This is a genomic window from Bacillus sp. AR2-1 (assembly GCF_008368755.1).
In the GTDB taxonomy this organism is placed as follows: Bacteria; Bacillota; Bacilli; order Bacillales; family Bacillaceae_G; genus Bacillus_A; species Bacillus_A wiedmannii.
On record NZ_QORY01000028.1, the window covers coordinates 40,353 to 55,971 of the forward strand.

General features: G+C 34.5%; 14 protein-coding genes. 5 read left to right on the top strand and 9 right to left on the bottom strand.

Going from position 1 to position 15,619, the window contains the following annotated elements; genetic code table 11:
• Positions 1 to 24 precede the first annotated feature (24 nt).
• Positions 25 to 1,323 (bottom strand): hemolysin family protein, encoded by a 1,299-nt coding sequence (locus tag DT250_RS26175; RefSeq protein ID WP_149213933.1) that lies wholly within the window; start codon positions 1,321 to 1,323, stop codon positions 25 to 27.
• 107 nt (positions 1,324 to 1,430) lie between these two features.
• The gene (gene gloA2 / locus DT250_RS26180; RefSeq protein ID WP_149213934.1) at positions 1,431 to 1,817 is read right to left on the bottom strand and encodes an SMU1112c/YaeR family gloxylase I-like metalloprotein; all 387 of its coding nucleotides are present in this window, start codon (positions 1,815 to 1,817) and stop codon (positions 1,431 to 1,433) included.
• A 91-nt stretch (positions 1,818 to 1,908) separates the two neighbouring features.
• On the opposite strand from gloA2, the gene DT250_RS26185 reads away from it, so the two are divergent.
• The 3 genes from DT250_RS26185 (at position 1,909) to DT250_RS26195 (ending at position 5,786) form a co-directional block, all read left to right on the top strand.
• A complete protein-coding gene (locus tag DT250_RS26185; protein WP_088121265.1) occupies positions 1,909 to 3,087 on the top strand; it encodes a NupC/NupG family nucleoside CNT transporter in 1,179 nt (392 codons plus the stop codon).
• 185 nt (positions 3,088 to 3,272) lie between these two features.
• Positions 3,273 to 4,289: an LCP family protein gene (locus DT250_RS26190; protein WP_304488583.1), complete on the top strand. Its 1,017-nt coding sequence runs from the start codon at positions 3,273 to 3,275 to the stop codon at positions 4,287 to 4,289.
• Between the two features lie 234 nt (positions 4,290 to 4,523).
• Positions 4,524 to 5,786: a VanW family protein gene (locus DT250_RS26195; protein WP_088121263.1), complete on the top strand. Its 1,263-nt coding sequence runs from the start codon at positions 4,524 to 4,526 to the stop codon at positions 5,784 to 5,786.
• A gap of 39 nt (positions 5,787 to 5,825) precedes the next feature.
• Here DT250_RS26195 and DT250_RS26200 read toward each other — a convergent pair whose 3' ends face one another.
• A complete protein-coding gene (locus tag DT250_RS26200) occupies positions 5,826 to 6,098 on the bottom strand; it encodes a hypothetical protein (protein WP_149213936.1) in 273 nt (90 codons plus the stop codon).
• 15 nt (positions 6,099 to 6,113) lie between these two features.
• Positions 6,114 to 6,632 (bottom strand): RNase A-like domain-containing lipoprotein, encoded by a 519-nt coding sequence (locus DT250_RS26205; RefSeq protein WP_000822712.1) that lies wholly within the window; start codon positions 6,630 to 6,632, stop codon positions 6,114 to 6,116.
• A 399-nt stretch (positions 6,633 to 7,031) separates the two neighbouring features.
• Between DT250_RS26205 and DT250_RS26210 the strand changes: the two genes are divergently transcribed.
• A complete protein-coding gene (locus tag DT250_RS26210; protein WP_088061808.1) occupies positions 7,032 to 7,580 on the top strand; it encodes a TVP38/TMEM64 family protein in 549 nt (182 codons plus the stop codon).
• A gap of 63 nt (positions 7,581 to 7,643) precedes the next feature.
• On the opposite strand, the gene DT250_RS26215 is transcribed toward DT250_RS26210, so the two are convergent.
• From DT250_RS26215 to DT250_RS26225, 3 genes are all read right to left on the bottom strand, one after another.
• On the bottom strand, positions 7,644 to 9,344 hold the full coding sequence (locus tag DT250_RS26215) for a M4 family metallopeptidase (protein WP_088061807.1): 1,701 nt from the start codon (positions 9,342 to 9,344) through the stop codon (positions 7,644 to 7,646).
• A gap of 167 nt (positions 9,345 to 9,511) precedes the next feature.
• Positions 9,512 to 9,637: an NprX family peptide pheromone gene (locus tag DT250_RS26220; protein ID WP_131933998.1), complete on the bottom strand. Its 126-nt coding sequence runs from the start codon at positions 9,635 to 9,637 to the stop codon at positions 9,512 to 9,514.
• A gap of 2 nt (positions 9,638 to 9,639) precedes the next feature.
• Positions 9,640 to 10,911, bottom strand: a complete 1,272-nt coding sequence (locus tag DT250_RS26225; protein ID WP_088061805.1) for a helix-turn-helix domain-containing protein — start codon at positions 10,909 to 10,911, stop codon at positions 9,640 to 9,642.
• A gap of 199 nt (positions 10,912 to 11,110) precedes the next feature.
• Between DT250_RS26225 and DT250_RS26230 the strand changes: the two genes are divergently transcribed.
• The gene (locus tag DT250_RS26230) at positions 11,111 to 12,574 is read left to right on the top strand and encodes a nicotinate phosphoribosyltransferase (protein ID WP_149213937.1); all 1,464 of its coding nucleotides are present in this window, start codon (positions 11,111 to 11,113) and stop codon (positions 12,572 to 12,574) included.
• A 201-nt stretch (positions 12,575 to 12,775) separates the two neighbouring features.
• On the opposite strand, the gene DT250_RS26235 is transcribed toward DT250_RS26230, so the two are convergent.
• Entirely contained in the window at positions 12,776 to 15,142 is a 2,367-nt protein-coding gene (locus tag DT250_RS26235) for a heavy metal translocating P-type ATPase (protein ID WP_048541649.1), read from the bottom strand.
• Between the two features lie 23 nt (positions 15,143 to 15,165).
• Positions 15,166 to 15,543 carry an ArsR/SmtB family transcription factor gene (locus tag DT250_RS26240; protein ID WP_000918377.1) on the bottom strand — a complete coding sequence of 126 codons (378 nt, stop codon included), beginning with the start codon at positions 15,541 to 15,543 and terminating at the stop codon, positions 15,166 to 15,168.
• Between the last annotated feature and the right edge of the window lie 76 nt (positions 15,544 to 15,619).

The following is a 15,619-nucleotide window of genomic DNA, read 5'->3' on the forward strand; positions in this document are numbered from 1 at the left end:
AGCTTGATAAAAATTTATAGAAAATCATTCTTCTACCTTCTTTATTTCCACTCGTTTAATTTGATGCATATCCTTTTCAAGAACTTTAAAAGAAAAGCCGTGTTTTTCAATAATATCTCCTTCAGCAACGATTTGCTTTTGTACCATAATCCAGCCACCAATTGTATCTACATCAGCAGCGATTAAGTGTAGGCCAAATAAATCATTTACTTCACTAATAAGCACTTTTCCCTCTACGATTTTATAGCCTTCACTTATATGCTCTATAGGCGGGTGTTCATCTTCATCGTATTCATCTCGGATTTCTCCAACAATTTCTTCTAAAATATCTTCTAGTGTAACGATCCCCGCTGTACCACCATATTCATCATATAATACAGCTAATGGAATTCGTTTTCTTTGCATTTGTAATAGCAAATCATGAATAGGAATATTTTCTAACACTTCAATAACTGGTCTTGTATATGGCTTAATCGAGCACCCCTCGTCTCGATTACCATCCATATAACGAATAAATAAATCCTTTACATTAACCATCCCAATAATTTCATCTTTATCTTCACCAAATACGGGATATCTCGTGTACTTTTCTTGTGCGATTATTTTAATATGTGTTTCAAATGGTTCGTCCTCATATAAACCTACAACTTCCGTACGAGGTACCATAATTTCCTTTGCGACTCTATTATCGAATTCAAAAATATTATTTACATATTTAAATTCCCTTTGATTAATCTCTCCGCTCTCATAACTCTCGGATAAGATTAATCGTAATTCTTCCTCCGAATGAGCAACTTCATGTTCAGAAGCCGGATGTAATCCGAATAACCCTGTCACAAGCCTTGCAGAACCATTTAAAGCCCAAATAAACGGATACATTACTCGGTAAAAGTAAATAATTGGCTTCGATAATAATAAACTAACTTGTTCTGCCCTTTGTATAGCGAGCGTCTTCGGAGCAAGTTCACCAATGACAACATGTAAAAACGTAATAACTGCAAAGGCAATAATAAATGAAACTGTACTTGCAATTGCAGGAGATAGGTGTAGTTTTAAAAACAACGGCTCGATTATATGTTTTATAGTGGGCTCTCCTAACCACCCAAGCCCTAAAGCAGTAATTGTAATACCTAACTGACATGCTGATAAATACTCATCTAAATTCGAAGTTACTTTTTTAGCTGCCAATGCTCCTCGTCGTTTCTCACTAACGAGTTGATCAATACGACTGCTACGTACCTTAATAATTGCAAACTCAACAGCTACAAAAAATGCTGTTAACGCAATAAGGATAACTACCATCAGTAATTTTAAAATATCCACATATGTCCTTTAGCTTTCTTAGCTAAAGTTACACCTCCTTTAAAAAAGAAGTTTCACTTTAGTTTCTTCATTTATTTGAAAGCAACCCTGTATAAAATTCACCAATTTCAAGCCTCATACAATTCTAAAGGCAAGCCATCAGGATCTTGGAAAAAGACAAATTTTTTATCCGTAATTTCATCCATACGTATCGCTTCAGTCTCCACACCGTATTGTTTTAAATGGTTTACAGCTTCTTCTATATTTGTAACAGCAAATGCTAAATGTCTAAGTCCAGCTGCTTCTGGAAAACTCGGGCGCTCAGGTGGACTAGGAAATGAAAATAATTCAATTTGATACTCTTCCCCTACACATAAATCTAACTTATAAGAATCTCGTTCTTTTCTATATACTTCATTTATCGCTTTAAAACCTAATATCCGAGTATAAAAATCCTTTGACAGTTCATAATTCGAACAAATAATTGCAACGTGGTGCACTCTACATATATTCATGCTCTCTCTATTCCTTTCTTTACCAAAGATGCATATTCTCCCTTGAAATGAAAATCATATATAGCAGAATATCTCTTTTAGGGGGTTTACTATGAAATTTATTACTTTTTTCGTGGGACTTATCGTTGTTTTCTTCCTTGCTTATATTGCTAGCAACAATAAGAAACATATTAAATTTAAACCAATTTTCATCATGCTTATTATACAGTTGATTTTAACCTATTTATTATTAAATACAGAAATCGGCCTCATACTTATTCGGGTCATTTCCAGTCTGTTTACAAAGCTACTCGAGTATGCTGCTGATGGTATAAACTTTGTATTTGGCGGTCTTGCCAATAAAGGTGAAATGTCATTTTTCCTTACTGTATTATTACCGATTGTCTTCATTTCCGTCTTAATTGGTATACTACAACATTTCAAAATACTACCATTTTTTATTCATTGGATCGGTTACTTCCTTAGCAAAATAAATGGTCTTGGGAAATTAGAATCTTACAACGCTATCGCCTCTGCCATTGTCGGCCAATCAGAAGTTTTTATTACAGTTAAAAAGCAATTAGCTCAAATTCCAAAACACCGTCTTTATACACTTTGTGCTTCTGCCATGTCAACCGTATCTATGTCTATCGTAGGTGCCTATATGACAATGATCGAGCCTAAATATGTAGTAACCGCACTCGTTCTCAATTTATTTAGTGGTTTTATTATCATACTCATCATCAATCCTTACGACGTGAAAGATGACGAAGATATTTTAGAAATTAAAGGCGAAAAGCAAAGCTTTTTTGAAATGCTTGGAGAATACATTCTAGATGGCTTTCGCGTAGCCATCGTTGTCGGCGCTATGCTCATCGGATTCGTCGCATTAATTAGCTGCATTAATGACCTATTCCTCATTATATTCGGCATTACTTTCCAGCAATTAATCGGCTACGTATTTGCGCCTGTTGCATTCCTTATCGGTGTACCAAGTTCTGAAATTGTCACAGCTGGTAGCATTATGGCAACGAAGCTTGTAACGAATGAATTTGTGGCAATGATGGACCTTAGTAAACTTTCTAATAGCCTTTCTCCCCGTACAGTGGGGATCATTTCTGTTTTCCTCGTTTCTTTTGCCAACTTTTCTTCTATCGGCATTATTTCAGGTGCAGTAAAAGGGTTAAACGAAGAACAAGGAAACGTCGTTGCCAGATTTGGCCTTAAATTACTATATGGAGCTACTCTCGTTAGCATTTTATCTGCAATTATCGTAAGCATTATGTTGTAATTAGGTAAAATTTTATCATTTTCTTATCCCTATCTTTTGTATACAATAACGAATAGGTGTCTTATAAATAATCAAGACATCTATTTTTTATACATGTACAATCGCTTTTATTTAGCGTACAATATTTTTTATGTGTTTGAATGCGCTTCTAGATGTATACACTTTGATAGTTTTAAAGGAGAAAAATGATGAAATCCGATATGAACAAAGACACCCGAGCCAAAAAAGGAAACTCAAAGAAAAAACGCCTACTCTGGTTCCTTCTTATTCCATTACTGATTATAGCACTTGGAGCAGGAGGTTACTCCTTCCATATATACAGTAAAGCAAAGTCTGTATTAAGTAATGCCTATTCTGAACTGGGCCGCGGGGATAAATCCAGCAAACGTGAAAAAGCTGTGAAACCTATGACTGACAACATTTCCGTACTTATTATGGGTGTTGATGAAAGTGATATTAGGGACAAGAGTTATGGAAAAGCAACTCGTACGGATGCGCTATTACTTGCAACAATTAATAAAAACGATAAATCTGTTAAACTTGTGAGTATTCCACGTGACTCACGTGTCTACATTAAATCACGTGATAAATACGATAAAATTACACATGCGCACGTATTCGGTGGTGTGGATAGCACAATTGATACAGTGGAGAAATTTTTAGATGTTCCAGTTGATTACTATGTAAAATTCAACTTTAAATCATTTATCAAAATTGTCGATTCTCTTGGTGGTATTACTGTCGATGTTCCGGTTGAGTTTTCAGAACAAAATAGTAAAGACGAAGCAGATGCTATTCATCTGAAAAAAGGACGTCAACATTTAAATGGAGAAGAGGCATTAGCGCTAGCTAGAACTCGCCATATCGACAGTGATTATATGCGCGGTCAACGACAACAGCTTGTTCTAGAAGCTATTGCTGCAAAAGCACTATCTCTTAATTCCATTAATAAAATCGGTGGCCTATTAGACGCTGTCGATAAAGACTTAAAAACAAATTTAACTTTTGATGATATGATGACAATTGCCAAAAATTCAATGGATTCCAATTTGAAAATGGACAAAATGCAAGTAGAAGGTACTGATAAATATATAGGTGGTATTTATTATTACGTTCCAAATGAAAAAAGCGTCAATAATATTTCGACAACACTACAAGAACATCTCGGTGTTACGAATAAAAATGAACATAAAAAATTATAATAAAAAGGCTGCTAGATCTTTCTAGACAGCCTTTTTATTATAATTTTCAACATATTTCTCGTACATATTGTGACAAAAAGATACAATTATTACAACAGTGTAACGTTTTTTATAAAAACATTACACACATAGTGGAAATAATAGTATACTAGTACGTACATAATGTTATTTTCATCATTTTTATACAAAAAATGTAATACATATATTTATACAAAAATTTCTGGGGGGAAATAAATGAAGCTAAGTAAAATACTGATCGGTTCTGCAATTACTGGGGGCATATTACTTTGTGTAGGCGGTGTTGGTGGATATCAATATGTATCCAAACTAAATAATCAATTAGATACTACTGCATTACCAAATACTACATTTGAAGGTATTTCTCTCGATGGAAAAAATAAAAAAGATATTCAAGCAATTATTAATCAAAAGGTAACTGAATTAGATCAAAAATCTCTTACCTACATATTCCAAAATGATAAACAAACGTACACATGGAAAGATTTAGGGATAAATTATAAGGAAAAAGATATTATTGACAAAATCTTTAAAGAACAAGAAGGAAACGCAATGAATCGTTATCAAATGCGGAAGCAGGCCGAAAACGGTGAATTAAAACGTGACTATAAATTAACAGCTCAATTAAATACAACTGCTTATGAAAGCTTTATGAAGGATAAATATAATGAAACATTAAAAAATCCTATTAATGCAGAATTAAGTGTTGAAGGCTCTACAGTAAATATTAGCCAAAGTCAAAATGGAGAAAAAATTGATAAAGGAAAATTAACTGATTTAACGCAGCAGGCCATTACTTCTGGCTCATCGGACGTTACATTACCAGTTACACTCTTAAAACCTGAGCGTTCTACAGAAGATATACAGAAAATGGGGATTAAAGAAGTAATTGCTGAATATTCAACTCCAATGGCTGGTCGGAATGGAAACCAGTCCTATAACGTAAATAAGTCAGCTAATACTTTAAGTGGAGTTATTGTCGCACCTGATGAAACGTTTAGTTTTAATGGCCGTGTTGGCGTAACGGATGCTGCCCATGGTTATAAATCCGCAGCAGTATTTTCACAAGGTAAAGTTATACAAAGTGCAGGCGGAGGCGTTTGCCAAGTTAGTAGCACTTTATATAGCGCAGCTTTAAGAGCAGATTTAGGAATTGTTTCTCGAAGCAATCATTCTATGCCCGTAAATTATTTACCACTTGGGCAAGATGCAGCAGTGGCAGATTATGGTCCGGATTTAAAATTTAAAAACAATACAGGCAATCATATTTATATTCAAGCATTTTCAAATGGCGGTAGTATTACTACTCGCATTTTTGGTACAAATACTGGTAAAAATGTTGAAGTTTCTTCTCAAGTAGTTAGTAGAACTGGTGATAAAATAACAGCGGTTACGTATAAAAAAGTAACACAAAACGGTGAAGTAGTATCAAATGGACAAATTTCAAAAAGCGTATATAAAAGTGCCCCAACACAATGAGACACCATCAAATTGGCAAACAAAAAAGGCGTGATCTATTCACGCCTTTTTTGTTTGCAATAGTAGTAAAAAAGCTTCAAGATGGTCTTTCGTTTCTTCTAAAGACCACATGCGATTTCCTTGCTTCGCAGCTAATACACACGCCTCTTCCCAAGCGTTTTTTTTCTTCATATATAATAATTCATTGCGTAATTTCAAAACAATTTCTTCATCTTCTTGCTCTATAAACTCTTCCATCACGCCTACTATTTCATCCTCATGGATACTTAACGTACAATACGATTTGAGAAAATATTGTAATGTCGTATACATATTTACTCCCCCTTCTTATTTATCAGATGGATAAGAAGTAATGATCTTATATCCTAAATCTCCTGACTTATCTCTCGCCAAAACAGTAACAGTTTTTACTAACTTGTCTTTTACATTCATATTTTTCTTTATTACCGTTTTTCCAACTGGGAATGAATGAGTTGTATTTAATACGAGACGAGCCTCTTTAGAATTTTTTAACCAATCTTGAATTTCCTTATCATGCTGCTTCAAACTATCTTTTACAGCTTTCGTCGCTGTTTCCTTATCATAGTATGTACTTGCCGCTGATACTTTATCTGTCTTCAAGCGATTCTTCAAATCCTCTTCTGATTTTCCTACATGTCTTTCAATCGTATGACCATTTTTAGGTGGCCCTTCCATTTCATCTAAAATATTATCACTAATTTTTTCTACTGATGTCGATTGATTCCCTGTTTGTTTCTCTGTTTTTTGTTCTTTTCCTGCACATCCACTTAAGATCAGCATTAATGCCAATAAACTACTCAAGAAAAGACTACTTATTCGTTTCATCATATCACCTCTTCCATGATTATTATCGTAACTTCACTAAAAGTCAATTTCACAACGAAAAAACATATACATTTTTAAAATTCCTCATCAATTTTGCCATATTACCACCCTAGTTTCATCAAACTACTATTTTGGACCCTATCCGAAATATACCCCTATATTTTTTCGATTATTTCCCGACTTAAAACACCACTTAAAACACCGAATAAACTCTGTAAATACAGGATTTATCCGGTGTTTTCCAAACCAGAAAAATATACCCCTCATTTTATATACCCTATACCTATATAAGGTATATAAACGGTGTTTTATCAACAGTTTCCTACATTATGTAAATTTGCACTTGCCTACACAATAGAAATATGGTGTAATGCAAAAAAAGATAAAGGATTTTAAACAATGGCTGAAACAATTCAAAACTTCTTAACAGACTATTATTCAATCGCAATTCCACTTAGTATCTTAATTAATATCATCATCAGTCTTTTAGGTTTTATCCCTAGTATTTTTTTGACCGCTATTAACATACAGCTCTTTGGTGTAACAAACGGGACCATTATTTCGATCGCAGGTGAGGCATTAGGGGCTATTATCTCGTTTTATATTTATCGTATAGGCCTTCAGAAATTCACTCACAACAAAGCAAATAAGTATCCAAAGGTAGAACGCCTACTTTATGTAGAAGGTAGAGAGGCCTTTCTACTCGTTCTATCGTTTCGATTCATACCTTTCATCCCATCAAGTATCGTTACTTTATTTGCCGCTCTAGGCAAAATGTCATTACTCTCTTTCAGTATTGCCAGCACAATAGGTAAAATACCGGCTTTGTTAATCGAAGTATATTCTGCCTATCATGTCATGAATGGAACGAATGAAGCGAAGTGGATTGTAACAATAGCGGGTTGTGTTGGATTGTTTTATTTGTGGAAAAAATGGAGAAAAAAATAAAGAAGGAGCATAGGCTCCTTCTTTATTTTTGAAGTATTTTATTAATAATACTCTCTTAAACCCTTAGTTTACACCAACAGCACTAAATGATTGCTTCACTGCTGCTACTTCCGCAGAAGTCGCACCATATAAATCAGCTGCAGCTTGTACTGCACCAGCACGAGCTTGGCTAAATGTAGTAGATTGCGTGAAATATTGTGTATTTGCACGGTAATAAATTGCACCTAACTTATCTTTACCAATACCAGTTACAGTTACACCAGAATGTGTACCACCATTTGCTAATAAATAAGCTTGTTTGTTAATGATACCACTGTTCGTATGAACTCCACCGTTATCACTTGAACCAGTGTAACGCTTAGAATAATGATCTGGATCACCATATTTCGCCGGATCACTCATAGAGCGAAGTGCGTCTCCTGCTTTACCAGGCGTGTAAATATCTTCACCAATCTCCCAATCTGGATTACGGTTATCATAGAACTCTACTAATGTACCAAAGATATCAGAAATTGCTTCATTTAATGCTCCTGATTCATTTTGATAAATTAAATTCGAGCTATTTTCCGTAACCGCATGCGTTAATTCATGACCAATTACATCAATTCCACCAGATAATGAAGTAAACGTTACACCATCACCATCTCCGTATACCATTTGTGATCCGTTCCAGAATGCATTATTATAATTACTTCCGTAATGAACTGTTGATTTTAACGGCGCTCCTGCATCATTAATAGAATTTCTATTAAATGTAGCTTTATAGTAATCATATGTTTTACCTGCATAGTAATGAGCATCTACCGCTGCTGCATCATACGCTGCATTGAAAACATTATCTGCATCTGCCCATAATGTTCCTGGTAATGTTGAACGATTTTTCGCATCATATGTGAAAATCGTTGCCCCGCGTGTATTATCTTGTAAGTAGTAAGATGATCCAGATAACGTTGTATTAAGCGATTTCGTATCTCCTAATACCCCTTTACCAGTTCCTACTTTATTTGTTCCTGTTACAGGCTTTACAACTGCTTTTGCATCTTGCTTAGGAGCCTCTTGTTTAACTGGTGACTTATCATCATTCGTCACATGATCGATTGTATTAAACTTATTTAATACTTTACCGCTTTCTGCTTCAATGAAATAGTAGTAGTTTCCTGGGCTTGGATCTAAGAAGTTTAGATTTACAACGTATGCATATGTTGTTTCTTCACCATTTTGATATACATATAAGTCCGCTTTTGGTTCTACCTCATACTTAGGTGTAACACCTAAATCTTTTTGCGCAATTTCAATTGCTTTTGCGCCCTCGATCTTATTTTTATTCTTCAACTTTTCTTTTTTGTCTAAATCAGGTGCAACTGTTCCAGACAATACTTTTAAAGAACCATCTTTACTTACATGAGCTACTTGAGTAGAACCCCATACAGGTACTCCTTCGTATACTTGTTGCATACGTACTACTGTTGAATCAGTTACAGCATCTTTTTTCACTTGTTTTACTTTGAAAGAATCTTGCGCACTCTTTTCCCCTAACTTATAATCACCTTTTGCTGCGTTTAAGTAATCAAACACAACAGATTCTGCTTTCTTACCAGTCGCTCCAGTTAGATCACCAGAAATAAACTCAGGTGATTGCACCGTTTCATTGTACTTCTTCGTAGAGAGCACATTTTTAGAATCCGCAAATGCAGAGCCTGTCCCTCCAAACGTTGTAACTGCCATTCCTGCCGCTAACACTAACGCTAAACTTTTCTTTTTCATGAATCTTCCCCCTAATAAATTATTTTTTGAAAAAGAGTAGTTTTATCGTAGCACTATGTTTCCACTATTAATATACTAAAAATTCAAATAATTATTTTCTCAAGTTTTGTAGAATTTTGAGGAACAAATATTGAAAAAACCCCTTTCCGATTGGAAAGGGGTTTTTATTAAGAATTTATTACTTCTATTAGTTCTTTAGCTTGACCATACATATCTCCAGTCCAAGCATATTGAGGTTCTAACACTACTAATATAGCCACTAATGCTAGTGCACCAAAAATCATTTTCTTCATATTCATCTTCCTCCCTTTTCTTCTAATAAATTAATAGTTAGTCTATAATACCGATTACTTTCTTGGAATTCTAATACTTCTTCATGATATTTTGCTAATTCTAAATATACCTTTTTTAAATCTTTTTTATTTTCCTCTTGCTTAAAAAATGTTAAAGCTTCTGTTTCTAAAAACTTTTTATACACCCCCTTCTCTTCAAAATATTTATATTGAAGTATTAAAAGTGTATATAACATACTTTTATACTTCTCATCTCTTTTCGCAACTTCTATCCCTTTATTAATCCACTCTTTTACTTCTTCAAATTCCTTCAATTCAATACATTGCAATGCAATCTCATATACAGCATCAATGTAATCTAAATCTTCTTCCTTCTTGTATTGTAAACATTGTAAATAATACTCTTTCGCTTTTGCATAATCCTTTAAATGGTAATGTAAATACCCCATGTTATTTAGAGCAATCGCTGTTATGTTATCTTTATCCGCAAAAGAATTAGCCTCTCTTAAAATATTTCTATAAATTCCTAAAGCTTCGTTATATTGTTTTTTCTGTATATAACTTAACCCTATCAATAACTGGCAATTAATCACATGACGAAATTTATATTCATTCTTAAAGCCTTCCATAGCTAAATGAGCAAAATGTAAAGCCATATGTTCTATTTCTAATTCATTATAAACAAGAGCTAAATTATAATAGATTCCAGTTTCATAATAGCCTTGTTCTTTCGCCATCACTTCAGTTTGAACTAAATAATCTAAGGCCGTTTTATATTTATGCTGTAAAAAATAATATAGACCTTTACTATACGTATATAATAATTTCTGAAATGGCGAATACTTTTTGTACATCTTTTTTAATCTCTCTAATTCTTCTTCAACAGCCAGAAAATCTCGTTTCATAATTAAATAACGCGTATACAGCAGTTTATAATAATTTATAATTTCAAAATCCAAAACATGCTTCATTTCACCTTGCAACTCTTCATATATGCGTTCTACTTGCGGCTTGTCCAAATGAACTAGTGCATTCAACCATTCATCTAGCTTCCCCTTCACATCTTCTTCTACATCTCTCAAATCCGTCACGGCAATTTCTAACCTTGTGCAGAGCAATTGTAGAATTTCTTCTGATGCCTCGATCTTTCCATTTTCGATTTTACTTAAGTATGAGACAGAACAAATGCCCTGACATAATTCTTCTTGTGTCATTTTTTGCTGTAGCCGTTTATAAAAGACTTGTTTGCCTATTTTTTCTAATGTTTGTTGCATTGTCCTCCTCCATTCTCATTACCCCCATTACTCTAATAATACATAAAATCTTGAGAAATATAAATTGATAAATGTTAATTTTCTAAAAAATATGCATTATTTCATTTTTTTCCCTCTTGACTCTACTTTCATATCCATTCTTTGCTACGAGCGGTAAAAAGTTGGTATACTATAACCAAATTATGGAGGTGTTTTCGCGATGACTTATTATAAAGACGATAGCTATGCCTTACATACAGATTTATATCAAATTAATATGGCTTATACATATTGGAAAGATGGTATTCATAATCGCCGCTCGGTGTTTGATTTATACTTTCGAAAGCTTCCATTCGAGAACGGTTATGCTGTTTTTGCTGGCCTTGAAAAGATTGTAGAGTACATAGAAAACTTCAGCTTTACCGAAAGCGATATCGCTTATTTAGCAGAATTACAATTTGAAGAAGAATTCCTTCAGTATTTACAAAATATGAAATTCACTGGGACCGTTCGAAGTATGCAAGAAGGTGAAGTTGTATTTAATAACGAGCCTTTATTACGTGTTGATGCACCGCTCGGTGAAGCACAAATTATTGAAACTGCCCTGTTAAACATTGTGAATTACCAAACATTAATTGCAACAAAAGCTGCTCGTATGAAGCACGCTGCAAATAATGATGAACTTTTAGAATTTGGTACAAGACGTGCCCACGAGTTTGATGCAGCTCTTTGGGGCACACGCGCTGCCTTTATTGGTGGTTTCTCATCTACGAGTAACGTACGAGCTGGGAAACGCTTCGGAATACCTGTAGCAGGCACACACGCTCACTCTTTCGTTCAAGCATATCGCGATGAATATGTCGCGTTTAAGAAATACGCTGAAACTCATAAAAAATGTGTCTTTCTCGTTGATACATACGACACTTTAAAATCAGGTGTTCCAAATGCAATTCGCGTCGCGAAGGAGTTTGGAGATCGTATCGATTTTTACGGCATTCGCCTTGATAGTGGTGATATGGCTTATTTATCTAAAAAGGCAAGAAAGCTACTAGATGAAGCTGGGTTTACAAATACAAAAATTATTGCTTCTAGCGATTTAGATGAATACACAATCATGCATTTGAAATCTCAAGGCGCAAAAATTGATGTATGGGGCGTTGGAACAAAATTAATTACGTCCTTTGAACAACCAGCGTTAGGGGCTGTCTATAAACTAGTTGCGATTGAAGATACTGATGGAAAGTTAAATGATACAATTAAAATTTCATCTAACCCTGAAAAAATTACCACTCCAGGACTGAAACGAATTTATCGCATTATCAATCGAGTTAACGATCATGCAGAAGGCGATTATATTGCATTAGATTCTGAAGAGCCAGGAAAAGAAGAACGTTTAAAAATGTTTCATCCTGTTCACACGTATATAAGTAAATTTGTAACAAACTTTGAAGCACGCGAACTGCATAAAGACATTTTCATTAACGGCGAAAGAACATATGAACTACCAGGTATATTAGATATTCAAAAATATAATGAACAGAGTCTCGCACTATTTTGGGAAGAATATATGCGAACTTTAAATCCCGAAGAGTACCCTGTCGATTTAAGTCAAGAATGTTGGGATCATAAAATGAATTACATTCAAACTGTTCGAGAACAAGTTGAAAAAAATATACAAAAATAAAACAGAGAAGCTTTTCCTTCTCTGTTTTTTCAATACGATATGTATCTTTGTGGAAAATATATTAAAATAGTACGACAAATATTTTTATTTATAAATTTTAATATTACGTTATTTATTTACAAAATAATATTTGTTATTATTTTATTGAGTCAATTTCAACAAAATAACCTAAAAAAGAGGACGCAGGTTGCGTCCTCTTTTTTATAAATCTTTCACTCGTAGTACACGCATTGCATTTAACACTGCAAGTAGTGTCACACCAACATCTGAGAAGACAGCTTCCCACATTGTTGCAATACCAAAAGCACCAAGTAATAAAACTAATCCTTTTACCCCTAATGCAAAGATGATATTCTGCCATACAATGCGTCGTGTGCGTTTTGCAATATTTAAGGCTGTTGCAATTTTTGAAGGCTCATCAGTCATAATAACAATGTCTGCCGCCTCAATCGCTGCATCTGATCCTAAACCACCCATCGCAATACCAACATCTGCTCTTGCTAATACCGGTGTGTCATTAATACCATCACCAACGAAAGCAACTTTTTCTTTTCCGTTCTTCGCCGCATCAATTTTTTCAATCTCTTCGACTTTTTGTTGCGGTAATAGTTCTGCGTGAACTTCATCTAAACCTAATTCTTTACCAACAGCTTCACCAACGGATTTTGCATCACCCGTTAACATGACTGTCTTCTTAATACCTAGTTCTTTTAATTTTTGAATTGCTTGTTTTGAATCTTCTTTTACCTCATCAGAGATAACGATATAACCTGCATATTCCCCATCTACAGCAACGTGAACTAATGTACCTACCGTTTCTGGTTGCTTAAATGTAATGTTTTCTTTTTTCATTAATTTAGCATTACCTGCAAAAATTTCTTTTCCTTGTACTTTTACGACTGTACCGTGACCAGAAATTTCGCTATACTCATCGATTATTTTTTCATCAATTGATTTTCCGTATGCTTTTCGAATAGATTGTGCAATTGGATGATTAGAATACACTTCAGCAAATGTTGCATACTCTAATAATTCTTCATTCGTAATACCTTCGCTTGGTTCCATTTTTGTAACTTTGAAGACACCTTTTGTTAATGTTCCTGTTTTATCAAAAACAATATATTTCACATCATTTAAAGCTTCTAAATAGTTACTTCCTTTTATTAACACACCACTTTTAGATGCACCACCAATTCCTCCAAAGAATCCAAGAGGAATAGATACAACTAACGCACATGGACAAGAGATTACTAAGAACACTAAAGCTCTATAAATCCATTCTGAGAATGTAGCTCCTTCTAAAATAAGTGGTGGAATAAACGCCATGATCGCTGCTGTAATAACTACAACCGGAGTGTAGTAACGCGCGAACTTCGTAATAAAGTTTTCTGTTGGCGCTTTTTTACTGCTTGCATTTTGAACTAAATCTAAAATTTTTGATACAGTTGATTCACCAAATTCTTTTGTAACTTCAATTGTTAATACGCCATTTTGGTTCACAAAACCACTTAATACATCATTTCCAACTTCGACTTCACGTGGTACAGATTCACCAGTCAATGCTGAAGTATCTACCATTGATGTTCCTTCAACTACTTTTCCGTCTAATGGTACTTTCTCACCAGGCTTCACGATAATATAATCGCCGATTTGTACATCTTCTGGTGATACTTGTTTCGTTTCATTTCCAACCTTCACATTCGCATAATCAGGACGGATATCCATTAATGAAGTAATTGACTTTCGGGAGCGATTGACCGCAATACTTTGGAATAGTTCCCCTACTTGATAGAATAGCATTACCGCAACAGCTTCTGAATATTGTTGAATCGCAAAAGCTCCTAGTGTTGCAATTGCCATTAAGAAGTTCTCATCGAACACTTGGCCGCGAGTTATGTTTCTTACCGCTCTCCAAACGATATCTCCGCCTATTAATAAATACGCAAGGACGAATAACGGAATTGTTATCATTTGTGGTAAGCCCGCTAATGCAGCAATTGCTGTCAAAATTCCGCCGACCACTAATCGTCCTACCATCTTTTTCACATTTGCTTCACCATGGTCGTGACTATGTCCGTGGTCATGACCACCTTTTTCTTCACGAACAACTTTTACATCTGGTTCTAACTTTTGAACGACATTTGTTATATTTGCTATAGTCGCTTCTAATTCTCTTTTATTCGCTACTTCAACTCTTAATTTCTTTGATACGAAATCAACAGTTGCTGCTGAAACAGTGGGCATTTCTTTCACTTTATTTTCAATCTTCATCGCACAGTTTGCGCAATCTAAACCTTCTAATATAAATACTTCTTTCGCTACTTTTGTGTTGTTTTCTTCTTGTACTTTAATGTGCGGTTCTAATTTTGTAACGAGTTGTTTTGCTTCTGTAACAACTTCGCTTTCTTTATTTTGTGCTGTTTCTAAAACCATTGTTTTTGTCGCGAAATTTACAGAACAAGAATTTACTCCTTCTATATTCCCAACGCCTTTTTCAATTTTCATTGCACAGTTCGCACAATCTAAACCTTCTAACACCAGTTTCTTTTTCACTAATGCTTCAGCCATCGTTCTCCCTCCTCGCGTTCTTTTTATTCTTCCTCGTTTACGTGTTCAAACGCTTGCTCGAAGATATGAATTACGTGCTGGTCAGCTAACGAATAATAAACGACCTTTCCTTCTTTACGATTCTTTACAAGTTTCGCTTGCTTTAACACACGAAGCTGATGTGAAATAGATGATTGTGTCATTCCTAATAAATACGCTAAATCACACACACACATTTCTGCTTCAAATAACGCATGTAATATTCTCGTACGTGTACGATCACCTAATACTTTAAATAGTTCTGCTACTTTACTTAAACTTTCATCAGTTGGAATTGTTTGTTTTACTTGATCAACAACTTCTTCATGAATTATCGTTTGAGAACATGTCTCTTGTGGTGTTTCTACTTTATTTCCAGCCATTATAGCTCACCTCTTCATTTGAACATATGAACAATCATTCATATATCTTATACTCTTATTATATGAGCGTCCATTC

What these genes read in the sequence shown, in the direction of transcription:
- DT250_RS26230 (WP_149213937.1), top strand. Translation starts at nt 11,111, where the DNA reads ATGACTTATTATAAAGACGATAGCTATGCCTTACATACAGATTTATAT.
- DT250_RS26220 (WP_131933998.1), bottom strand. Translation starts at nt 9,637, where the DNA reads ATGAAGAAAATGATTTTTGGTGCACTAGCATTAGTGGCTATATTAGTA.
- DT250_RS26185 (WP_088121265.1), top strand. Translation starts at nt 1,909, where the DNA reads ATGAAATTTATTACTTTTTTCGTGGGACTTATCGTTGTTTTCTTCCTT.
- DT250_RS26240 (WP_000918377.1), bottom strand. Translation starts at nt 15,543, where the DNA reads ATGGCTGGAAATAAAGTAGAAACACCACAAGAGACATGTTCTCAAACG.
- DT250_RS26200 (WP_149213936.1), bottom strand. Translation starts at nt 6,098, where the DNA reads ATGTATACGACATTACAATATTTTCTCAAATCGTATTGTACGTTAAGT.
- DT250_RS26190 (WP_304488583.1), top strand. Translation starts at nt 3,273, where the DNA reads ATGATGAAATCCGATATGAACAAAGACACCCGAGCCAAAAAAGGAAAC.
- DT250_RS26235 (WP_048541649.1), bottom strand. Translation starts at nt 15,142, where the DNA reads ATGGCTGAAGCATTAGTGAAAAAGAAACTGGTGTTAGAAGGTTTAGAT.
- DT250_RS26225 (WP_088061805.1), bottom strand. Translation starts at nt 10,911, where the DNA reads ATGCAACAAACATTAGAAAAAATAGGCAAACAAGTCTTTTATAAACGG.
- DT250_RS26205 (WP_000822712.1), bottom strand. Translation starts at nt 6,632, where the DNA reads ATGAAACGAATAAGTAGTCTTTTCTTGAGTAGTTTATTGGCATTAATG.
- DT250_RS26210 (WP_088061808.1), top strand. Translation starts at nt 7,032, where the DNA reads ATGGCTGAAACAATTCAAAACTTCTTAACAGACTATTATTCAATCGCA.
- gloA2 (WP_149213934.1), bottom strand. Translation starts at nt 1,817, where the DNA reads ATGAATATATGTAGAGTGCACCACGTTGCAATTATTTGTTCGAATTAT.
- DT250_RS26195 (WP_088121263.1), top strand. Translation starts at nt 4,524, where the DNA reads ATGAAGCTAAGTAAAATACTGATCGGTTCTGCAATTACTGGGGGCATA.
- DT250_RS26215 (WP_088061807.1), bottom strand. Translation starts at nt 9,344, where the DNA reads ATGAAAAAGAAAAGTTTAGCGTTAGTGTTAGCGGCAGGAATGGCAGTT.